The 21,055-nt window shown below is 37.2% G+C and carries 21 protein-coding genes; 15 read left to right on the forward strand and 6 right to left on the reverse strand.

Annotated elements, in window-relative coordinates; translation table 11 throughout:
• Positions 1 to 6: 6 nt before the first annotated feature.
• From gyrB to dnaA, 5 genes are all read right to left on the reverse strand, one after another.
• Positions 7 to 1,908: a DNA topoisomerase (ATP-hydrolyzing) subunit B gene (gene gyrB / locus MUN42_RS00070; RefSeq protein WP_243342452.1), complete on the reverse strand. Its 1,902-nt coding sequence runs from the start codon at positions 1,906 to 1,908 to the stop codon at positions 7 to 9.
• Between the two features lies 1 nt (position 1,909).
• Positions 1,910 to 2,989: a DNA replication/repair protein RecF gene (recF, locus tag MUN42_RS00075; RefSeq protein ID WP_243342231.1), complete on the reverse strand. Its 1,080-nt coding sequence runs from the start codon at positions 2,987 to 2,989 to the stop codon at positions 1,910 to 1,912.
• Positions 2,989 to 3,195 (reverse strand): RNA-binding S4 domain-containing protein, encoded by a 207-nt coding sequence (locus MUN42_RS00080; RefSeq protein ID WP_243342232.1) that lies wholly within the window; start codon positions 3,193 to 3,195, stop codon positions 2,989 to 2,991. Before MUN42_RS00080 ends, recF begins: the two co-directional genes overlap by 1 nt.
• Positions 3,196 to 3,203: 8 nt before the next feature.
• Positions 3,204 to 4,316 carry a DNA polymerase III subunit beta gene (gene dnaN / locus MUN42_RS00085; protein WP_243342233.1) on the reverse strand — a complete coding sequence of 371 codons (1,113 nt, stop codon included), beginning with the start codon at positions 4,314 to 4,316 and terminating at the stop codon, positions 3,204 to 3,206.
• A gap of 279 nt (positions 4,317 to 4,595) precedes the next feature.
• The gene (gene dnaA / locus MUN42_RS00090; protein WP_243342234.1) at positions 4,596 to 5,975 is read right to left on the reverse strand and encodes a chromosomal replication initiator protein DnaA; all 1,380 of its coding nucleotides are present in this window, start codon (positions 5,973 to 5,975) and stop codon (positions 4,596 to 4,598) included.
• Positions 5,976 to 6,673: 698 nt separating this feature from the next.
• Between dnaA and rpmH the strand changes: the two genes are divergently transcribed.
• The 5 genes from rpmH (at position 6,674) to jag (ending at position 9,028) form a co-directional block, all read left to right on the forward strand.
• The gene (rpmH, locus tag MUN42_RS00095; protein ID WP_243342235.1) at positions 6,674 to 6,808 is read left to right on the forward strand and encodes a 50S ribosomal protein L34; all 135 of its coding nucleotides are present in this window, start codon (positions 6,674 to 6,676) and stop codon (positions 6,806 to 6,808) included.
• A gap of 73 nt (positions 6,809 to 6,881) precedes the next feature.
• On the forward strand, positions 6,882 to 7,232 hold the full coding sequence (rnpA, locus tag MUN42_RS00100; protein ID WP_243342236.1) for a ribonuclease P protein component: 351 nt from the start codon (positions 6,882 to 6,884) through the stop codon (positions 7,230 to 7,232).
• Positions 7,222 to 7,437, forward strand: coding sequence for a membrane protein insertion efficiency factor YidD (gene yidD / locus MUN42_RS00105; protein WP_243342237.1), 216 nt, complete (start codon positions 7,222 to 7,224; stop codon positions 7,435 to 7,437). The genes rnpA and yidD overlap by 11 nt, the downstream gene beginning before the upstream one ends.
• A 24-nt stretch (positions 7,438 to 7,461) precedes the next feature.
• Positions 7,462 to 8,229: a YidC/Oxa1 family membrane protein insertase gene (locus MUN42_RS00110; protein ID WP_243342238.1), complete on the forward strand. Its 768-nt coding sequence runs from the start codon at positions 7,462 to 7,464 to the stop codon at positions 8,227 to 8,229.
• Entirely contained in the window at positions 8,180 to 9,028 is an 849-nt protein-coding gene (jag, locus tag MUN42_RS00115) for an RNA-binding cell elongation regulator Jag/EloR (protein ID WP_243342239.1), read from the forward strand. Before MUN42_RS00110 ends, jag begins: the two co-directional genes overlap by 50 nt.
• A 57-nt stretch (positions 9,029 to 9,085) precedes the next feature.
• Here jag and MUN42_RS00120 read toward each other — a convergent pair whose 3' ends face one another.
• Positions 9,086 to 10,762, reverse strand: coding sequence for a Na/Pi cotransporter family protein (locus MUN42_RS00120; protein ID WP_243342240.1), 1,677 nt, complete (start codon positions 10,760 to 10,762; stop codon positions 9,086 to 9,088).
• 348 nt (positions 10,763 to 11,110) lie between these two features.
• On the opposite strand from MUN42_RS00120, the gene mnmE reads away from it, so the two are divergent.
• The 10 genes from mnmE (at position 11,111) to pta (ending at position 20,956) form a co-directional block, all read left to right on the forward strand.
• A complete protein-coding gene (gene mnmE, locus MUN42_RS00125) occupies positions 11,111 to 12,478 on the forward strand; it encodes a tRNA uridine-5-carboxymethylaminomethyl(34) synthesis GTPase MnmE (RefSeq protein WP_243342241.1) in 1,368 nt (455 codons plus the stop codon).
• Complete coding sequence (mnmG, locus tag MUN42_RS00130; RefSeq protein ID WP_243342242.1) at positions 12,468 to 14,366, forward strand: tRNA uridine-5-carboxymethylaminomethyl(34) synthesis enzyme MnmG; 1,899 nt, start codon at positions 12,468 to 12,470, stop codon at positions 14,364 to 14,366. Before mnmE ends, mnmG begins: the two co-directional genes overlap by 11 nt.
• Entirely contained in the window at positions 14,359 to 14,997 is a 639-nt protein-coding gene (gene rsmG / locus MUN42_RS00135; RefSeq protein WP_243342243.1) for a 16S rRNA (guanine(527)-N(7))-methyltransferase RsmG, read from the forward strand. The genes mnmG and rsmG overlap by 8 nt, the downstream gene beginning before the upstream one ends.
• A gap of 17 nt (positions 14,998 to 15,014) precedes the next feature.
• The gene (locus MUN42_RS00140) at positions 15,015 to 15,809 is read left to right on the forward strand and encodes a type II CAAX endopeptidase family protein (protein ID WP_243342244.1); all 795 of its coding nucleotides are present in this window, start codon (positions 15,015 to 15,017) and stop codon (positions 15,807 to 15,809) included.
• A 69-nt stretch (positions 15,810 to 15,878) separates the two neighbouring features.
• Positions 15,879 to 17,099 carry a CinA family nicotinamide mononucleotide deamidase-related protein gene (locus tag MUN42_RS00145; protein ID WP_243342245.1) on the forward strand — a complete coding sequence of 407 codons (1,221 nt, stop codon included), beginning with the start codon at positions 15,879 to 15,881 and terminating at the stop codon, positions 17,097 to 17,099.
• Positions 17,077 to 18,000 (forward strand): ParA family protein, encoded by a 924-nt coding sequence (locus MUN42_RS00150; RefSeq protein WP_243342246.1) that lies wholly within the window; start codon positions 17,077 to 17,079, stop codon positions 17,998 to 18,000. Before MUN42_RS00145 ends, MUN42_RS00150 begins: the two co-directional genes overlap by 23 nt.
• Positions 17,993 to 18,874 (forward strand): ParB/RepB/Spo0J family partition protein, encoded by an 882-nt coding sequence (locus MUN42_RS00155; RefSeq protein ID WP_243342247.1) that lies wholly within the window; start codon positions 17,993 to 17,995, stop codon positions 18,872 to 18,874. The genes MUN42_RS00150 and MUN42_RS00155 overlap by 8 nt, the downstream gene beginning before the upstream one ends.
• Positions 18,861 to 19,421, forward strand: a complete 561-nt coding sequence (locus MUN42_RS00160) for a cyclodeaminase/cyclohydrolase family protein (protein ID WP_243342248.1) — start codon at positions 18,861 to 18,863, stop codon at positions 19,419 to 19,421. The genes MUN42_RS00155 and MUN42_RS00160 overlap by 14 nt, the downstream gene beginning before the upstream one ends.
• Positions 19,418 to 19,891, forward strand: coding sequence for a DUF4446 family protein (locus MUN42_RS00165; protein WP_243342249.1), 474 nt, complete (start codon positions 19,418 to 19,420; stop codon positions 19,889 to 19,891). The genes MUN42_RS00160 and MUN42_RS00165 overlap by 4 nt, the downstream gene beginning before the upstream one ends.
• 84 nt (positions 19,892 to 19,975) lie before the next feature.
• Entirely contained in the window at positions 19,976 to 20,956 is a 981-nt protein-coding gene (pta, locus tag MUN42_RS00170) for a phosphate acetyltransferase (protein ID WP_243342250.1), read from the forward strand.
• Positions 20,957 to 21,055: the final 99 nt, after the last annotated feature.

Genomic DNA, 21,055 nt, shown 5'->3' on the forward strand with positions numbered 1-21,055 from the left:
TGCCTCCTATACGTCAATGTTTGATACGTACTTGGCGTTTTCTTGGATAAAGTTACGTCTTGGTTCGACCTTCTCACCCATAAGTAGGGCAAAGGTATCGTCTGTGCTGGTTGATTCATTATCTTCTACAACCCTTAGTAAGACTCTATTATCTGGATCCATGGTTGTTTCCCAAAGTTGGTCTGCATTCATCTCACCAAGACCCTTATACCTGTTAATCTTGTATTTTACATCTTTGAGGTCTTTTATGATCCTATCTCTTTCTTCATCGCTATAAGCATACCTTTGGTGTTTGCCATAGGATATCTTATATAGAGGTGGTTGAGCTACATAGACATGACCCTCATCAATTAGCTCTTTCATATATCTATAGAAGAAGGTTAGAAGGAGGGTCCTGATATGGGCCCCGTCGACATCGGCATCGGTCATGATGATGATCTTGCCATAACGGAGCTTGGATATGTCAAATTCCTTACCTATTCCTGTACCAAAGGCTGTTATCATAGCCTTGATCTCTTCAGAGTTTAAAATCCTATCAAGGTGGGCCTTTTCTACATTCATTATCTTTCCTCTAAGAGGTAGGATGGCTTGGATCCTATTGTCCCTACCTCCCTTAGCACTACCACCAGCTGAATTACCTTCGACTATAAAGATTTCATTTTCACTTATGTCGGTTGATTGGCAGTCGGCGAGCTTACCTGGTAGGGTGGTTGAATCTAGGATAGATCTTTTTCTAGTAAGGTCCCTTGCCTTTCTAGCAGCCTCTCTTGCCCTTCTTGATGCTGTAGCCTTTTCTACTATGGCCTTGGCAGGCTTAGGATTTTCTTCTAGGAAGGCTGACATTTTTTGGGAAAAGAAGGCATCAACTGCTCCCCTTACTTCTGAGTTTCCAAGTTTGGCCTTGGTTTGGCCCTCAAATTGGGGTTCAGAGATTTTTACAGAGATTATAGCTGTAATTCCTTCTCTTATGTCTTCTCCTTGGAGGTTATCTTCGTTATCCTTAAGGAGGTTAAACTTTCTAGCATAGTCATTTACAGACCTTGTTAGGGATGACCTAAAGCCGGAAAGGTGGGTACCTCCCTCAGGAGTCCTTATATTGTTGGCATAGGTTAGGATGTTTTCACTATAGCCGTCTGTATATTGGAAGCTTATTTCTACATCTATGTCTTCTTGCATACCTTCAAAGTGGGCTATATCTTCTGTTAGGGGAGTCTTGTTTCTGTTTAAATATTCTACAAATTCCCTTACCCCTCCCTCATACTTGAAGGATTCAAAGAAGTCTTCCCTCTTATCTTCGAGGATTATTTCGACACCCTTATTGAGGAAGGCCATTTCCCTAAACCTATTTTCTAAGGTCTTCCTATCAAAAACTGTCGTATCGAAAATTTCTCCATCTGGCTTAAAGGTTATAGTTGTACCTGTTTCATTACTTTCTCCTAGGACTTCAAGCTCTGAAGTAACCTCTCCCCTAGAGAAGGTCATCCTATAGATATGGCCATCTCTTTTTACTATGGCTTCTAGGTATTCACTCAAGGCATTTACAACGCTGACACCTACCCCATGGAGGCCTCCAGAATATTGGTAGGCTGAATCATCAAACTTACCTCCAGCGTGGAGGACTGTAAGTACTGTTTCTAGGGTTGACTTGTGGGTTGTAGGATGTTCTTTGACAGGAATACCTGATCCATCATCTTCTACTGTTACAATATTATCTTCTGATATAGTAACTTTTATATAATCACATCTACCGGCTAGGGCCTCATCTACAGAGTTATCTACCACCTCGTAAACTAGGTGGTGGAGACCTCTTTCACTGGTTGAGCCTATGTACATACCAGGTCTTAGTCTAACAGGCTCCAAGCCCTCCAATACCTTGATATTTCCGGCATCATAATTTCTATCTTCCATATTATTCCTTTCTGATACTTCCATTTTTGATATAAGAAATTTTGGACTTATCTACATCTTCCAAGCTCTTTGTATTGGTTGCTGTAATTATTGTCTGATAGCCCCTTAGGTTATCTAGCAAAAATGTAGATCTCTTTTCATCAAGTTCAGAAAATACATCATCAAACAAGATTACTGCTTCATCCGATGTGGCTTCCTTGATTAGTTTTACTTCAGCGAGTCTTATATTTAAAATAGCGCTCCTTTGCTGACCCTGAGAGGCAAAGCTCTTGGCTAGCCTATCATTTATAGTAATTTCTATATCATCCTTTTGGATGCCCCTTTGGGTTGACTTGATCTTTAAGTCGTCTGACCTAGACTTTTTAAAAATCTCCTCGTATTCTCCTAGGCTAGTCGCTTCTATATCAGCCTTGTAGGTGAGGGCAAGGACTTCCTTACCAGAGCTTAGGGCTAGGTGAAAGTCCCTAGCAAAACCATCTATAAGGCCAACAAACTTATTCCTTGCCTTATAAATCCTATATCCAAGCCTAGTGAGGGTCTTATCAAAGGCCTCAAGCTCTTCATTAAAATAAGAAGAATTTTGATACTTAAGGAGCTTATTACGCTGGTAAAGGAGTCTATCATAGTCTCGCTTGTTCTTCTTATAGGATGGGTCAACCCCCTCGATTATCTTATCGATTAACTCTCGCCTTAGACTTGGTCCTTCCTTTATAATCAAGAGGTCTTCTGGAGTAAAGAGGACTAATTTAAAAAGCGCTCTAAGATCTTTGTTCCTATCATACTTTACTCCATTTACAGAAATACTCTTATCCTTATCTGATACTTCTATCTTAACTTCCTTAAAGGACCTCCCCTTTCTTATGGTGCCTTCAAGACTCATAGTGCTTTGCTTAAACCTAATGATATCCCTATCCCTAATCTTCTTAAAGGATGTGGCATTGGCTAGGTAGTAGACACTTTCTAAGAGGTTGGTCTTACCCTGGGCGTTATCTCCTATAAAAATATTTATGTCCTCATTAAATTCTACACTTTGGTAAAAATAATTTCTAAAGTTAACTAAGTTTAAATCTTTAATCCACATTATACTATTGTAATTTCAATATCATCAAAGACGAGGACATCTCCCTTGTAGAGCTTCTTGCCTGGAACAAAGCAAGGCTGTCCATTTAGGATTACTCCTTCATCCTTTATAATATTTTTGGCAAGGCCTCCCGATGGGAGAATATTTGTAGCCTTAAGGAGGTCCTTTAGTCTTATCATATCACTTTCAAATTCTAATTTTTCCATTCTTTCCCTCAATTCGCTAGTCTAACTGGCAATACCAGGTAGGTAAAATCTTCATCCTCATAGGTAGAATCCTCAGGATAAATTAGGCAGGGACTTAGGGAAGATTTGAAGTTTAGCTTAATCTTTTCACTATCGCAAGCCTTGACCCCCTCTTCCATATACCTTGCATTGAAGGCAATCTTTAGGTCTTCTCCCTTTTGGTCAGTATCTATAACTTCCCTTACATCTCCTATTTCTGAGTTAGAAGATATAATCAAATGACCATCTTCAACATCGATCTTTATGAGGTTGGCCCTAGCTGAATCTGTCAAGACTTGGGCACGGTCTAGGGAGTTTATTAGCTCTCTTTTATCTAGGATAACACTTGTTTCTGATATATCATTTATAATATTCCTGTAGTCAATAAAGTTTTTATCAATTACCTTGCATTGCATTGTAGTAGATCCTGATACAAAGATTAGGTCATTATCCTTCCTATATAGGTCTGTTGTCCTATCATCTCCTACTATCCTCGACCACTCTAGTAGGGACCTCTTAGGGATTATATATTCCCTGCCCTCATAGTCTGTTGGATAGTCGAGCCTTACCTTCTTTAGGGCTACCCTGTAGCCATCTAGGGCTACCATATTGAGGAAGGAGCCCTTTAGTTCAAAGAGTATTCCTGTCAAGGCAAGCTTGGTTTCATCTAGGCTTGTTGCAAATTCTGTTTGGCTAATAGACCTCTTTAGGATGTCATTGGCTATACTTATTGGCTCTGTTTCTGGAATGGTAAGATCGTTATTCTCATAGTAGTCGAAGGCTATTAGGTTGAAGTTTGAAGCCTTGCAGGAGATATTGATCTTGCCATTGGTATTTTCTATTATTACAAGGGAATTTGGAAGCTTTCTTACTATATTGGATATTAGGGAAGCCTTGACTACCATATCCCCTTCTTCATCAACTATGGCCTCTGTAGAAGTTTTGATATAAATCTCACCATCGAAGGCCTTCAAGGTCAAGGTGTTGTCATGGGCTTCAAAGTATATTAATTCATGGGTCTGAATATTGGTACTCTTTGAGACAGCCTTGCTAGCTATATTGATGACATCTATTAATTCTTGTTGGTTTATTTTAAATTTCATATTTACTCCTTAAAGATTCTATCTAATTAAATATTTTTGATTCTTAGGAAGTGTGGCTCTCCCCTAAACTTTTATATATACTTAGTAGTAATAGTAGTAGGGGGAGTATATATGTGGATAAGTCCAAGAGATCTTTTAAATAAGTCAAAAATCCCTCGGGATTACTTGTGAGTATTTCAAGGATAAAATGGCATCTTTTCCACATTATCCACAGATACTTTTCTTAAAATCCCAAATTTTAACTTATTAACATACTTATCCACAGACTTTTAAACAATATTACTCTTTGATTTCCTTAATAATACTATCAATTTCTTCCTTAAAATCCGGATCTTCTTCGATTTGCTTGGAGATTTTTTCTATACCATGCATAATTGTTGTATGGTCCCTGTCAAAGGCATTAGATATTGTAACCAGGGAATCATCCAAAAGGTCCCTTGCCAAAAACATCGCTATTTGCCTAGGATTTACAATTTCCTTCTTGCGGCTCTTGCCCTTAAGTTCTGAAAGCTTGATATTGTACTTGTTAGCCACAAACTTTTGAATATCTTCAACTGAGATCCTCTTTCTATTATCCTTGGCTCTAGTTCCAACTCCCTTTATAGCATCATCTATAGTAACAATCTCTCTATTATCACTTCTAGCATAAGCTATGGCTGTGGATAAGGCTCCCTCTAGGTCCCTTATGTTAGTGTCGATATTTTCTGCTATATAAAATAAGATTTCATTATCTATGTAGGCACCTAATTGGTCGAGCTTCTTTTGGAGGATGGCAACCCTTGTCTCAAAGTCAGGCTTACCTATATCAGCTATAATTCCCCAGGAGAATCTTGATACTAGCCTATCTTCGAGTTCCTTGATTTCCTTTGGTGGCCTATCTGAAGAAATTACTATTTGCTTACCCTTGTTGTAAAGTTCGTTGAAGGTGTTGAAAAATTCCTCCTGAGTACCCTCCTTGCCTGCTATAAATTGGATATCATCTATAAGGAGGATATCTACAGACCTGTATTTTTCCCTAAATTTGGCGTTATTAGACCTACCGATTGATGAAATCATCTCATTGGTAAACTTCTCACTAGATAGGTACATAACATAGACATCATCCCTGTTTTTTAAAATTTCATGGGCGATGGCCTGCATGAGGTGGGTCTTACCAAGTCCACTTTCCCCATAGATAAAGAGGGGATTGTAGAGTCTTGACTGGTTATGTGTGGATATATTTTCAGCTACAGCCATACTAACCCCTAAGGCATATTGGTTGGACTTACCCTTTACAAAATTTTCAAAAATATTTTGATCTTCTAGGAGGGGTTTTGGATAGGGTTTAACCTGGCTCATCCTCATTTGCCCGTTAGAATCATAATTTTTTCCTAGGGATAGGACTTCGTTATAATTATCTGCATCCCTAGGAATAATCTTAACCTCAAGCTTTTGACCTACCTTATTAGCTATATCATCCATGGCCTTTTGGAGGAGGGGGATCCATATTTTTTCAAAGATGAAATAGGTGTCCTTCTTTGGAATTTCAAGATAAAGGGTGTCATTGTAGAGATTTAGAGGCTTCAAAATATTTATCCATGTATCGAACTGGTTAGGCTCACTTACATACATTTTCATTTCATTTTTTAATTCACTAGTAATGTATTCTAAATTCGTCATCACTTAACCTTCCTTTAAAAGTTATGCACATTACTTAAAGACCAAAATATTAAAATTATTGGACCAAAAAGGAACTTATCCCCAAAAATAGGATAACTTGTGGATAACTTCTTTGTTGATAAGTTCATTGTTTAAAATTAAAGATTTTTAACGGCAAATTTTTAAAATTTTCTAAAAAAAATAATTTTATACACAAGACTCGTAAAAAAATCCTGTCATAATGAACTTATCCATATACTAATACACTGTCAATTATACTATAAATAAGCGATTTGGGCAACTTATCCACAAAAACTTACAGAAAAAGATGAAAGTTAAAAGTCCTTAGAAAAATCCTGGGTGGATATGTGGATAAGTATGTGTATTTATTTAATTTCCCTCATATATTTTTGAAAAAGTTGGATTTTTCTTGAAATTTTTATAAAAATATCGACTCCAAGTAAAAGTTTATGCAGAGAAATTAATGTTAATAACTTGTGGGTAAGTTTTTAATGCACAAAGATATCCAGATTGTATTATTATTTATATCACCCTTATTTTAATGGATATTTCTAAGAATATATACAATTATTTTATTCATTTTAAAAATTTCCCCTTGTTTAGGTCTTTTTCCCGACTTTTAAAGGCTTATATATCTTGACATATTAGCTCAATTTCAATATAATATAAAAAGTCATAAAAGATTAGGAGGTGTAAGCATGAAGAGAACTTATCAACCAAACAGAAGAAAAAGATCTAAAGATCATGGCTTTAGAAAGAGAATGTCAACTCCGGGTGGTAGAAGAGTACTAAAAGCTAGAAGAAAGAAAAATAGAAAAAGATTATCTGCTTAGTAATCTATATTAATAGCTTAGGGCCTTTTTATAAGGCTCTTTTAGATATGGGCTAAGCAAGAAGAAGTTTTAAATGGAAAAGAGAATTAGTTTAAGAAAGCAGACAGACTTCCAAAGGGTCTACAAAAACAATAAGGCCTTCTATAATAGGGACTTTACTGTACTTATTAGGAAAAATGACCTTGATCACCCCAGGTTTGGATTTTCCATATCAAAGAAGGTGGGCAAGGCCCATATTAGAAATTACCTCAAAAGAAGGCTAAGGGAAATTGTTAGGATTAATTATTCTAATATCAATAGTGTAGATATCATAATTATTCCCAAGAAACATACAGCAGATTTTACTTATGATAAGTTAAAGAGTTCTTTGGGTCATGTTTTGAGTAAGGCTTTCAAAAAGAAGATGATTTTTTATGTTAAATAAGATTTTCATAAAGTTAATCAGATTTTATCAGTTATTTATTTCTCCACAGTTAGGACAATCAAAATGCAAGTTTTATCCGACTTGTTCCCAATATGCCTTAGAAGCTTTTAACAAGTATGGATTTTTCAAGGCTTTGTTTTTGTCAACGTGGAGAATTTTAAGATGTAATCCATTTTCTAAAGGTGGGTATGACCCACTTATTTAGTGAGTATTAGTTTACGGAGTTAGTATGTTAAATTTTTTAGCAGGTATTTTAGGAAAGCTGATGAGGCTCATATATGATTTTTTGAGTGCGAATTTTACAGAGCCAGCAAGCATTAGTTTTTATGCAATATCTATTATCATTATGACCTTGCTTGTAAGTCTTTTGATAATACCAATGACTATTAGTCAACAAAAACAAGCAGAGATGGCTGAAACTTTTAAGCCAAAGATGGAAGAAGTCAAGAGAAAGTATGGCTATGATCAACAAATCATGCAACAAAAGATGCAAGAGCTATATAAAGAAGAGGGAGTAACTCCAGGAATGAGTGGCTGCCTTGTCATGATAGTTCAGCTTCTTATTATGCTAGGACTTTTTAGGATGATGAGCGATACTACCAAGTACGTTTTTCCTGAGGGTTTAAGTCATTTAAATACCAAATTTTTCTGGGTACCTAACTTAATTGAAAGAGATCCCTTATGGTACGGGCTTCCACTTTTAACAAGTTTGTCTCAATTTGCAGTTCAACTTTTTTCAATGAAGACCAACCCACAAATGCAACAAAGTGCTGGTGCTATGGGAAGTATGAATACAATGTTCCTTATGATGCCACTACTTTATTTCTTCTTATTTAGGTCCCTTCCAGCAGGTCTACCATTGTACTACACATTGTCATCAGTATTTAGACTTATAATTATGGTAGCTATGCACATGTTTGGAAAAATCAAGAGATCGGAGTCAAAAGATGAAAAAGTCAATAGTAAAAACAGCAAAAACAACAAAAGAAGCAATTAGACTAGCCCTTGAAGAGATAGGTAAGAGAGAAGATGAAGTAGAAGTTGAAGTTTTGGAAGAAGAATCTTCAGGATTTTTGGGTTTTATAGGTAGCAGAGACGCAGTTGTAAGGGTAAGCTACCAAGAAGATATCAAGGATGCCCTAGAAAACCTTGGTAAGGAAATAGAGAACACTCAGTTCTATGTAGACGAAGACAAGCAAGAAGTAAGGGTAGAAGATCCTATAGAAGTAGAAGATATAGAAGAAGATAAAGAAGAAACTATAATAGAAGAAGATCTTTCTAGTGATGAGGCTCCTGTTAGAAAGGAAAAATCAGAAGGCTTTGATAGGCAAAGGTCCAATATAGACAAGTACTATGAGGCCAAGGACTTCTTGGAAGCCATATTAAAGGCCATGCACTTTGAAGATGTTTCAGTTATAGGAAACCTTGAAGATAATATTATTAAGCTTGAAGCAAAGATAGACGAAAATGATACAGGTATAGCAATAGGTAAGGGAGGATCAACTCTAGAAGCTATTGAACTACTTGTAGTAAAGGCTATTGATTCAAGAAGACATAATTTGAGAGTAAATATAGATATCAATAATTACAAGAGACGTAGGGATGAAAAAATTGTAGAGCTTGCAAGAGATACTGCAATTAAGGTTCAAAGAAGCAAGAAACCATGGAATCTAAGGTATATGAATTCTTATGAAAGAAGACTTGCCCATGAGGAAGTATCTAAGCATAAGAACGTAACTAGCCACTCAGAGGGTAGCGAACCTAAGAGATACGTTGTAGTTGATTATGTAGAATAAGATAAAATATAAAAAAAGAAGCTTGGATTTTATTCCAAGCTTTTAAAATACCAAATTTTAGTCGGTAAATTTGCCATGTGGCTCTGTGTGGATTTTGATTGGGTTAGATGTAATTCGGCCTATATTGTAGGCATGGTCTCCCATCCTTTCCATGGTTGAGATTATATCATTGAAGACATAGGTAGCCATATTTCTTATATTTTTACTGTTTTGAAGTCTCTTGTAGTGAGATTTTCTTAGACTTGTTTCCATTAGATCAAGAGCACCTTCATCTTCAATTAACTTTCTAAATTCACTTTGATCTTGATTTTTGAAGACTTCAATACTCCTTATAAAGTTATTTATTACCATATCATACATGGCTTCAAGATCTGATAGTGCTTCACCATGATAAGGACTTTCTGATTCGTTAACTTCTTCAAAGTATTCACCTAGGTTTTGACCCAAGTCTGATATTCTTTCTACATTTATTTGGATTTGTAGAAGGTTTTGTACCTCTCCCTCTATTTCAGTATAAGGTGTATTTTTTCCAAGTTTTAGTAGGTATGATTGAATCTTGGTATCTAGATCATTTACTATCTCTTCTGCTTGGTTAAGGTTGGCTAGGGCATTCTTATCCTTTTCTACTAGGAATTTTTTACCTTGTTTTACTGTCTCAAGGGCTATATTAGCTTCTTTTAAGATGGCTTCCTTTACTTGATCAATGGCACCTGATGGGAACTTGGTTATTAGGTCTTCATCAAGTTCTACGTCAGGTAAGTCTGCAAATAAGCTATCCTTTCCTGGAATGATCTTTCTAAGGAGTCTTGCTATTATCTTATTAAGTGGGGTAAAGATTAATACTCCGACGAAGTTATAAATGAAGTGGCCCATTGCTATAATCATGAGCTTGTTAGCACCTATTGCATCTGCTAGAGCAAGGATTATATTCTTGTATGGCTCTAGGAATATCAAGAATACTACTGAAACTGATACGTTAAATAAGATATGGAAGACGGAAGCTCTCTTTGCTGATAGGGATCCTCCAACTGATGCCAATACAGCAGTGATACATGTACCGATATTAGCACCAAACATTAGTCCTAGGGCAACATTTATGTCAATAGCACCTGAAGCATATAGGGATTGGGTAATACCTATAAAGGCAGATGATGATTGGATAAGGGCTGTGAGTAAGGCACCAGTTAGTACTGCAAATATTGGATTTTTGGCCATGCTGGCAACAAATTTATCAAAGCTTTCAATATTTTTAAGTTCTGCTAGGCTTGTTCCCATCATTTCTAGTCCGATAAATAATAGACCGAAACCTATTAGGATTTCACCGAAGGACTTACTTTTTCTCTTAGATGAGAAGGTAAATAATATAACACCTATGAAAATAATAAAATAAGAAAGATATTCTAAGTTAAAGCCTATCAAAATAGAAGTTACTGTGGTACCTATATTTGCACCGAGGATAACTCCGATGGCTTGCTCTAGACTCATAACACCTGCCCTAATAAAGCTTATGGTAATAACTGTTGTAGCAGATGATGATTGAATAAGACCGGTAATAATTACTCCGACCAAGACTCCCATAAGGGGATTGGACGTATATTTTTCAACATACTTTCTAAGTTTTGGTCCTGCAAAATTTGTTAGGGCATTTCCCATCAAGGATATACCATATAAGAAGATTGCAAGACCTCCTACTATGTAGTTCCATTGTAAAGAACCTAACGATTCTAACTGCATATTTCCTCCTAATTATAGTTCTTCTACTAATATATCATAAAAATTACTGTATATAAAGTTGGAAATTATAAAATTTCCTTAACAAATATAAGAATTAGATAAGTAAAGTCTAGTTAAAACCTATAATAAGGTAGCTTTAGATTAATTTTAGATTTTTGTTTAAGGATATATTATCCTACTTAGAGGTTTGTATCATAAATATATAAGGAATAGAAAAATCATATTTTAACTATATAATCTTTTTAAGATATGATAAATGTTGACAAATAAGGATTTTCTATTATAATTTTTATGTTACAGACCACTAGTCAAAGTAGTGGATATTTTTTATCATACTAAGGAGTATATATGGAAACTAGGACAATTGCAGCAATCTCTACTCCATCCGGGACTGGTGGGATATCCATTGTTAGGATGAGTGGACCAAGATCCATTGAGATTATTAATAAAATTTTTAAGTCAATCAAGGGAAAATCTATCGATAAGGACAAGGACAATAGAAGGATGGTCTATGGCAACATAGTAGAGCTCAATGGACAAGTAGTTGATGAAGTGATGGTTAACTTCATGAAGGGTCCCTACACCTACACCAGGGAAGATGTGTGTGAGATAAATTGCCACGGATCCTTTGTATCAGTCAAGAAAATTCTAAATTTATTATTAGACCTAGGTTGTGACCTAGCCGAGAGGGGAGAATTTACCAAGAGGGCCTTCCTTAATGGTAGGATTGACCTATCCCAAGCAGAGGCGGTCTTAGATATTATTAACGCTAGTAATGAACTAAGCCAAAAGGAAGGGATTAACCAATTAAAGGGGTCCTTACGAAGAAAAATCGACTCAATCAGAAAGGAGCTCCTAGAAGCCTTATCAAGGGTAGAGTATTCTATAAATTTTACAGAAGATGGGGAAGACCTAGCCCCTGATGAAATAATTTCCTTTATGGAAAGGGCCAAGGACCAAATAGATAGGCTACTTAGGACATCAAATAAGGGAAAGATAGTAAAGGATGGGATCAATACATCTATTGTAGGTAAGCCTAATGTAGGTAAGTCTTCCCTCCTAAATGCCCTACTCGATGAAAATCGTGCCATAGTTACAGACATACCAGGGACAACCCGTGACCTTATAACAGAGTATATAAACCTGGGCGACTTTACCCTAAAGATAAATGATACTGCAGGCATTCGTGATACAGATGACCTAGTCGAAAAGATCGGGGTAGATAAGTCAATCGAGCTTATAGAAAATTCTGACCTAGTCATAGCCATCTTTGATTCATCTAGGACCTTTGATAGGGAAGATGAGAAGATATTAGACCTTATCCAAGGTAAAAATGCCATAGTAATAGTAAATAAGAGTGATCTAGATGCTCAATTTGACCTAGATATATTTGAAGATAAATTCCCAGTCATAAGGACTTCTATGATCAAGGAAGAAGGATTAGACGACCTTGAAAAAGAGATAACAACTATGTTTGATACCAAGGAGATTAATAGGGAGTCAGTTATTATAACCAATACCCGTCATGAGAGGCTCCTAGATGAAGCCTATGAGGACCTTAACCAATCCATAAATGATATCAAGATTGGAATTCCCCTAGATGCCTGTGAAGTTGACCTAAGGAGGGCCTACGAAAAGCTAGGCCTAATTATTGGAGAGAGTGTTTCTGATGAGATAATGGATAAAGTATTCAAGGAGTTTTGTGTTGGAAAATAATTATAAATATAAGGCTGGGTCCTATGATGTAGTAGTTGTAGGAGCAGGCCATGCGGGATGTGAGGCAGGTCTTGCTACAGCGAGACTTGGTCTAAAGACACTAGTCCTTACCACATCCATGGAAGCTGTTGCAGATATGCCATGTAATCCGAATATCGGAGGAACAGGCAAGGGACATATAGTTAGGGAGATAGATGCCCTAGGTGGACAAATGGCTCTTAATATAGATAAGACCTTTATACAATCTAGGATGCTAAACACATCCAAGGGGCCAGCCGTACATTCCCTTAGGGTCCAAGCTGACAAAAGAAAGTACCACGAGGAGATGAAAAAGACCCTAGAAAACCAAGAAAATCTTGACCTCTTTGAGCAAGAAGTTGACAAGATAAACTACGAGGACGGGAAGATTGTTTCATGTGAAACAGTCCAAGGTGCTATCTATGAAACAAAGGCTATTATAATAGCTACTGGTACCTACCTAAATGGAAAGATCCTTATAGGAGAATATGAGAAGACTTCTGGTCCTCACGGCCTCCAAGCTGCAACCTATTTGTCAGCTTGCCTTGAGGAAATGGGCTTTAAGCTAAGACGCTTTAAGACTGGAACTCCTGCCAGGGTTGATAGGAAGTCAATCAACTACGAGAAGACCGAAGTCCAAAGGGGAGATGAGGAAGTAATTCCATTTTCCTTCCTAAATGAAGGCGAAGATTTCTCTGACCGTAAGCAAGAAAATTGCTACCTAACCTATACCACCAAGGAAACCAAGGACATTATCATGGATAACCTCGATAGGTCACCGATTTATGGGGGCCACATCAAGGGGGTAGGACCTAGGTATTGCCCTTCTATAGAAGATAAGATGGTAAGATTTCCAGATAGGGATATCCACCAGGTCTTTATAGAACCAGAATCCCTATCTACAGATGAGATGTATATCCAAGGGGTCTCTTCATCCCTACCCCAAGATGTTCAAATGGACTTCTACAAGACAATTATAGGCCTAGAAGATGTCAAAATCATGAGACCAGCCTATGCTATAGAATACGATATGATCGATACAAGAAGGCTCTATAGGACCCTAGAATCTAGGGACTATGAGGGACTTTACTTTGCTGGTCAAATCAACGGATCATCAGGCTATGAAGAAGCCGGTGGACAAGGCCTTATAGCAGGAATAAACGCAGCCCTAAAGATTAAGGGAGAAGACCCACTTATACTTGATAGGTCAGATGCCTATATAGGGGTCCTAATAGATGACCTAGTTACCAAGGGAACCGAAGAGCCTTATAGGATGATGACATCAAGGTGTGAGTACAGGCTAACCATGCGCCAAGATAATGCGGACCAAAGGCTCACGGAAAGGGCCTACAAGATAGGACTTGTAAGTGAAGAAAGATACCAAAAAATGTTAGCCAAAAGAGCTAACATTGATGGAGAAATCGAGAGGCTAAAATCAGTCGTCCTAACACCCAAAGAAGACATAAACGCCAAACTCATCGACCTTGGCTCAACCCCACTCAAAAACGCAATGAGCTTATATGACCTTATAAAAAGGCCAGAGCTAACCTATGAGGCCTTAGGAGTCTTTGATAAAGAAAGGCCAAGCCTTCCAAAGTTCCAACAAATAGAAGTCCAAAGCGAGATCAAATACGAGGGCTATATTAGAAAGCAAATGGCAGATATCGATAAGTTTAAGAAACTAGAAAAACAAAAATTGCCTAAGGATTTCGACTACTACAAGGTAAAGGGCCTAAAGAAGGAATCAGCTGAGAAATTAAACGACATCAAACCAGAATCAATTGGCCAAGCTTCAAGGATATCTGGAGTTTCCCCTGCTGATATCAATGTTTTGATGATTAGACTAAAGACTGGAGAATTAGATGGATAAGCAAAGAGCCTACCAAACCTATATAGACTACCTCCTTGAGGTAAATGCCCATACCAACCTTACAGCCATTACCGATATAGAGGAAATTAAGCTAAAGCACTTCAAGGACTCTCTTACTGTAATAGACTATATAAATGAAGGGGAGAGGGTCCTTGATATAGGAGCAGGGCCTGGCTTTCCAGGTATCCCCCTAAGGATAGAAAAAGACTTCGACCTAACCCTGATTGACTCAGTCAACAAAAAAGTAAAGTTTATGAATGAAGTAATAGAAAAACTGGACCTCGATAAGGCTAGAGCCATCCACGTGAGGGCAGAAGACTATGCCAAGGACAAGCGTGAAGGCTTTGATGTGGTTGTATCAAGGGCTGTAGCCAATATGGCAACCCTAGCAGAATATGCACTTCCCTTTCTAAAACTTGGAGGAACCTTCATTGCCCTCAAAGGACCCAAGGCCTATGAAGAGCTAGAAGAAGCTAAAAATGCCATAAAGATCCTAGGGGGAGAGGTAGACCACATAGATAAGATCGACCTAGACGGTAATAAGAGGTTTAATATAATAGTAAAAAAAGTTAAAAAGACCAAGAAAATGTATCCAAGGGGAAAGAACCTACCAAAGAAAAACCCCCTATAAGAAAAGAGGAGTTCTAAATGGAAGGCTTAGTAAGAAAATTAAAGTTAATTGTATTTAGCGTATTATTTATCTTAGGATTTTATATCCTAGAGATAGGCTTGGCAGTTTTTGGCCTAGTGGGATTTGCTAGGAATGGCTATAGCCTATCTGTAGTTTACCTTATGGCCCTAGTCCAAATCATAAAAATTTTTATACTATACTTCTTTATCAAAAAAAAAAGTAAGGGCTATGAGAAAAAATATCAGATGGCATATATTAAAACTAAGCCTACTATCAGGCCCAAGGCTTTTCTTATAGGGCTTGGAGCCTATGGACTTGCTAATATAATCATGTCTACTATATTAGCTCTATTTGGTAATACTCCACTAATTATAGAAAACATGGAGTTTTTAAATGAGGCCTTTGCTGCCAGTAGTTTATTAGAAAATATTGTATTATACATAGATATTATTATTTTGGCTCCTATAGTAGAAGAATTTATCTTTAGGGGGATCTATGCTGGAGAAGTAAGGAAGTACCTATCAATCAATGGGACAATCTTTATGACAGCCCTAGCCTTTGGAATATTTCACATGAATATCTTACAAGGCATCAATGCCTTCTTCTTAGGTGGACTAATTACCTATTTCTACTTCCGTAGGGGAAATATTTATGAGGCCATTATAATCCATGCAACCAACAACCTCTTGGCCTCTCTGTCAGAAATAAGTGATTTAGTAAATAACATTACTATAATAGGAGGGTTAATAGGCTTATTCTTTACAATCAAAATCATAAGGGATATAGAAAGGTCCTATAAAAGTGTAAGCTAAACCTTACATCTTTTTTTAAATCTAGTATATTTATAGAGAGTAATGTTTCACGTGAAACAGGAGGAATATATGGAAGCTTTAATATGTACAGTAGGTACAGAAATTTTGTTAGGAAATATAGTTGATACAAATTCACAATATATAGCTCAAGCTTTAACTAATTATGGGATTAACCTATATAAGATGGTAACAGTCGGAGACAATCATGATAGGTTATACAAGGTTCTTAAGGAAGCTGACGGTACTTATGACTATGTATTTTTGACAGGAGGCCTAGGACCAACTGCTGATGATATAACCAAGGAAGTGGTAACAGAAGTTGTGGGTAAGACCAATGACACCTTTGTAGATGAAAGGTCTTATCAAAAATTAGTCGAGTATTTTGATGGAAATGCCAAGGCTGTTGAGATTAATAAAAAGCAGGCAGTCTTTCCTAGGGGAGCTATAGTATTAGAAAATAATTTTGGCACTGCCCCAGGAGCTATAGTGAAGTCCGATAAGGGAACATCTTTCTTTATCCTACCTGGTCCTCCTCGTGAGATGAAACCTATGTTTAATGATGAAGCGAGTAAGTATATAGAAAAGCAAAGCCTTATCAAAAACCTAGTAGTAAGGACAGATATTTGGGGCGAATGGGACCTAGCGACTAGAGTCGACCTATCTGGGACTAATCCTACAATAAGTCCTTATGTAACAGATGATGGGCCAATCCTTAGAATATCTGCTAAGGGCGCTGATGAAAAAGAAGTCGACAGGCTCCTTGAAAAAGGCCTAGATCTTGTTAAAAAAGACCTTGATAAGCATATAATATCAATAGATGGATCTACATCAGCCAAGGTCTTGGTAGACATACTCAAGGAGAAAAAGGAAAGGGTAGCGACGGCTGAATCAATAAGCGGGGGACTTATAGCTTCATCTATTGTCGATATAGAAGGGGCAAGTGAAGTCTTAAAAGAATCCTACATCACTTATTCCAATGAGGCCAAGGAAAACATCCTCGATGTTTCACATGAAACAATAGAAAAGTATGATGTAGTAAGTGAGGAAGTGGCCAGAGAGATGGTCCAAGGATTAAGAAATATTACAGAGGCAGACCTCTGCCTAGCCACCACCGGCTATGCTCATTTAGGCATAGCCTACCTAGGCATTATGTATAAGGATAAAATTTTAGTAAAGAAGTTTAAAGCTAAGGGAGATAGGAACAAGGTCAGGAGGTTTATCAAAAATCGAATCCTTGACCTAGCTGTAGTAATTATGAGGGGAGACTATGAAGGTAATTTCGATATTTAATCAAAAGGGAGGAGTAGGCAAGACTACTAGTGTAGTTAACCTTTCTGTTGCCCTGAAAGATCTAGGGAAAAATATCCTAGTAATAGATATGGACCCCCAAGCCAATACAAGTACAGGTCTAGGCTTTGACAAGGGAGAGATAGAAAACACTTCCTACGACCTCTTCTATGAGCATAGGTTATTTAAGGAAGAAAAAATTAAAGACCAAACTCAAGGCGAAAATACAGGGGAGGACCAAGATCCTCTTATAGAAAATTCAAATGAGGAAGGTAAAGAAAAAGAAGAGCCTGATGAAGAGATTACAAAAACAGAGGCAAAAATTGACTTTAATCCCTATATAAAAAAGAGCGCATCGGGAGTAGATGTTATAGTTTCTGAAGCCAACTTATCAGGACTTGAGGTAGAGCTAGTTATGCTTGATGAGCTATCAAGGCTTAATATTTTGAAAGATTTAATAAATGATCTTAAAGAAAATAGGGACTATGATTATATTTTGATAGATTGTCCACCTTCCCTAGGACTCCTTTCAATTAATTCCCTGGTGGCATCTGATTCTATAATTATTCCTATCCAGGCAGAATACTATGCCCTAGAAGGGGTTAGTGAGCTAATGAATACCTATAGGCTAGTAAAGGAATCCTTAAATAACAAGCTAAATATAGAGGGAGTATTACTTACTATGTTTGATAAGAATAACGACCTATCTTATGAAGTCCTAGAGGAGGTTAAGTCCTATTTTAAAAGAAAGGTCTTTAAAATAATGATACCAAGGGATGTAAAGCTTGCCGAAGCCCCATCTTATGGGAAGTCAATTATTGAATATGACAAGGAGGCCAAGGGGGCTTTAACCTATAACCTCTTAGCAAAAGAGCTAATAGAAAAGGAGGATATTCTTGACTAGTAGGAAGACTCTGGGTAGGGGCCTCCAAGCCCTCATACCAGAAACAAGAGAAAGTGAAAATAATCCATCAAACAAAGAAACTATACAAAGTATACCAATAAATCAAATCGACCCAAGGGATGACCAACCCAGGCAAAACTTTGATGAGGAAGCAATAGATAGTCTAGCCCAATCTATCAAGGAATATGGCCTTCTAAATCCTATTGTTCTTACCAAAGCTAATGGCTCAGATAAGTATCAAATCCTTGCCGGGGAGAGAAGGTATAGGGCTTCCAAGAAATTAGGTCTAGATAAAATTGATGCAATTGTTAGAGTATATAACAAGAAGGATGTTGATATCCTATCCTTGATAGAAAATATCCAAAGGGAAGACCTATCAGCCTATGAAGAAGCCCTAGCCTACAAAAAATTGGTCGATGACTTTGCTATGACCCAAGATGAAATAGCCAAGACCATGGGTAAATCTAGGTCCTATATAGCCAACACTCTAAGGCTTTTAAGCTTAAGAAAAAAAGAGATAGAGGCCCTAGAGGATAAGAAGATTTCTTCATCCCAAGCGAGAACCCTCCTTTCTATAAAGGATGATAAAAAAAGGGATGAGGCCTTGGAAGGCTTTATAGGAAAGAAGATTAACATTAGGGATGTAGAAAAACTAAATAAGACCAAGAGAAAAAAAAACAAGAAACAATCCAAATCTGGCCTATCTGATATAGACAAGATCCTGCTTGAAGACTATGAGGAGAAATTCATGGAGAGGGTAGGCTCAAGGGTCAAGATTGACAAGGATGGTAATACCTACAAGCTAATTATTGATTGTTTCACAGTAGAGGATATAGAAAATATTTATTGGAGGCTAGGCCATGGGGATTCTTGATATGAGAGTGGATGACTTCTTAAAAGAAGTAAAGAAACCCACAGCCAACCCAGGTGGTGGGTCAGTAGTAATTCTAATTGGTCTTATGGGAGTCAATCTACTAAGGATGATGGATAAGAAGGACTACAAGGACCTTGAAGATGCTGGTAGTGTTTCACGTGAAACATTTAATAGAATTGAAGAAAAACTAAGGTTTTTGGTAGAAGAAGATATTAGAAAGACAAAAGACCTTATAGAATCTTTTAAGAACAATACTACAAACGAAGACTTGTTTATAGAAGCAGCTAGGGTCCAAATGGACTTTGTTGATACTATCTTGGAGGCTATGGAAGAGTCAAGCTTTATCCTAAAAAATGGCAAGGAATCCACCCTATCAGATGGAGAAATTGCCCTAAATATAATGAGGGATAGTATTAATTCTGCCCTACCTACAATCAAGATCAACCTAGACAATACATCCTATACCTATGATTATGAGGGAAAGCTAGGAGAGGCAAGCAGGCTTTATGAAGCAGATAAGAAAATTATAGAAGGAAGGTTAAAATGACAGTCGTATATGTGATAATGGCTATAATGGCTATCTTTATAATAGCAGAACTTGGCTTAATAAAGTCAATGAATGATAAGATAAGAAGGCAAAAACAAAGGTATGACCACTTGCTTAGGGGCAACAATCCAGACCTTAACTTGGAGGAGCTATTAGTAGAGTTAAATAAGCAAATAGAACAATCCAACAAGGATATGAGAACCATAGACCAAAGGTCCCTAGATGCCAAGGATACAACCATGGGGGCAGTAAGCCATATGGCTATAGTTCATTTTGATGCCTTTGAGGGCCAAAGTGGGGGACTTTCCTTCTCCCTATGTCTTCTTGATAACTTCCACAATGGGATTGTCCTTACCTCCCTTTACTCAAATGATGGGTCCAATGTCTATGTCAAGGAGATAATAAATGGGTCCGCTGAGAAAGAGCTTTCAGATAGCGAAAAAAAAGCTATAGAAAAGGCCAAGGGTTAATATTTTAACAATAGTTAATCTTTTTCTTTATTAGGGTATACTATAAATAAGAAAATAAGAATCGATATCCATAAGGAGGATTAAATGGCTCAAGGTATAATCGAAAATGCGAGAGAATCAATCACAGGCAAGAATCTAAAAATTGTTTTACCAGAAGGTAATGACCCAAGAGTATTGGAAGCTGCTTTAAGACATAAGGAAGACGGAATATTGACTCCTATAGTCCTAGGTGATCAAGGAGAAATCCAAAAAACAGCAGACCAAGCTGGATTAAAACTTGGAGACCTAAAGATCATTAACCCTAAATACTATGAAGGATTTGAAGAACTTGTAGATGCCTTCGTAGAAGCAAGAAAGGGCAAAACTACTAGAGAAGAAGCAGAATTCCTACTAAGAACCAACCCTAACTACTTCGGAGTACTTTTAGTTAAGACAGGACTAGTAGATGGAATGGTATCAGGTGCTCGTCATACAACTGGAGATACTATAAGACCTGCCCTACAAATCATTAGAACCAAACCTGGTGTAAAGAGAGTATCAGGTATCATGGTAATGGTAAGCCCTGAAGGTAAGCAACTAATCTTTGCAGATACTGCTGTAAATATAACCCTAGAATCTGACGAATTGGCAGAAGTTGCAATAGAGACAGCTAAGAGCGCAGAGACCTTTGGTATAGACCCATACGTTGCCCTACTATCATTCTCAACTCATGGATCAGCCCACCACGACTTAGCTACAAAGGTAGCTAAGGCTAAGGAAGTTGCAAAACAACTTGCACCTGACCTAAGAGTTGATGGAGAAATCCAATTCGATGCTGCTATAGATCCTGAAACAGCTAAGCAAAAAGCTCCTGATTCAGAAGTAGCAGGTAAGGCAAATGTCTTTATTTTCCCTGACCTACAAGCAGGTAACATTGGCTACAAGATAGCTCAAAGACTTGGTGGTTATAAGGCTCTAGGCCCAATACTACAAGGACTAAACGCACCTGTTAATGACCTATCTAGAGGATGTAGTGCCCAAGATGTTTATGACATTTGTATGATTACAGCATCTCAAGCATTATAAAATTAAATTACAAGGCGGATCTTCGGACCCGCTTTTTTATTAAGTAAAACCACTTTGGAAAAGTATATATAAATGGGTATATATATAATAGACTTAAGA

This window comes from Anaerococcus sp. AGMB09787 (assembly GCF_022808955.1).
In the GTDB taxonomy this organism is placed as follows: Bacteria; Bacillota; Clostridia; order Tissierellales; family Peptoniphilaceae; genus Anaerococcus.

Excerpts from the sequence above, each read along its gene's own strand:
- gyrB (WP_243342452.1), bottom strand. The coding sequence starts at position 1,908 with ATGGAAGATAGAAATTATGATGCCGGAAATATCAAGGTATTGGAGGGC.
- recF (WP_243342231.1), bottom strand. The coding sequence starts at position 2,989 with ATGTGGATTAAAGATTTAAACTTAGTTAACTTTAGAAATTATTTTTAC.
- MUN42_RS00080 (WP_243342232.1), bottom strand. The coding sequence starts at position 3,195 with ATGGAAAAATTAGAATTTGAAAGTGATATGATAAGACTAAAGGACCTC.
- dnaN (WP_243342233.1), bottom strand. The coding sequence starts at position 4,316 with ATGAAATTTAAAATAAACCAACAAGAATTAATAGATGTCATCAATATA.
- dnaA (WP_243342234.1), bottom strand. The coding sequence starts at position 5,975 with ATGACGAATTTAGAATACATTACTAGTGAATTAAAAAATGAAATGAAA.
- rpmH (WP_243342235.1), top strand. The coding sequence starts at position 6,674 with ATGAAGAGAACTTATCAACCAAACAGAAGAAAAAGATCTAAAGATCAT.
- rnpA (WP_243342236.1), top strand. The coding sequence starts at position 6,882 with ATGGAAAAGAGAATTAGTTTAAGAAAGCAGACAGACTTCCAAAGGGTC.
- yidD (WP_243342237.1), top strand. The coding sequence starts at position 7,222 with ATGTTAAATAAGATTTTCATAAAGTTAATCAGATTTTATCAGTTATTT.
- MUN42_RS00110 (WP_243342238.1), top strand. The coding sequence starts at position 7,462 with ATGTTAAATTTTTTAGCAGGTATTTTAGGAAAGCTGATGAGGCTCATA.
- jag (WP_243342239.1), top strand. The coding sequence starts at position 8,180 with ATGAAAAAGTCAATAGTAAAAACAGCAAAAACAACAAAAGAAGCAATT.
- MUN42_RS00120 (WP_243342240.1), bottom strand. The coding sequence starts at position 10,762 with ATGCAGTTAGAATCGTTAGGTTCTTTACAATGGAACTACATAGTAGGA.
- mnmE (WP_243342241.1), top strand. The coding sequence starts at position 11,111 with ATGGAAACTAGGACAATTGCAGCAATCTCTACTCCATCCGGGACTGGT.
- rsmG (WP_243342243.1), top strand. The coding sequence starts at position 14,359 with ATGGATAAGCAAAGAGCCTACCAAACCTATATAGACTACCTCCTTGAG.
- MUN42_RS00140 (WP_243342244.1), top strand. The coding sequence starts at position 15,015 with ATGGAAGGCTTAGTAAGAAAATTAAAGTTAATTGTATTTAGCGTATTA.
- MUN42_RS00145 (WP_243342245.1), top strand. The coding sequence starts at position 15,879 with ATGGAAGCTTTAATATGTACAGTAGGTACAGAAATTTTGTTAGGAAAT.
- MUN42_RS00150 (WP_243342246.1), top strand. The coding sequence starts at position 17,077 with ATGAAGGTAATTTCGATATTTAATCAAAAGGGAGGAGTAGGCAAGACT.
- MUN42_RS00160 (WP_243342248.1), top strand. The coding sequence starts at position 18,861 with ATGGGGATTCTTGATATGAGAGTGGATGACTTCTTAAAAGAAGTAAAG.
- MUN42_RS00165 (WP_243342249.1), top strand. The coding sequence starts at position 19,418 with ATGACAGTCGTATATGTGATAATGGCTATAATGGCTATCTTTATAATA.
- pta (WP_243342250.1), top strand. The coding sequence starts at position 19,976 with ATGGCTCAAGGTATAATCGAAAATGCGAGAGAATCAATCACAGGCAAG.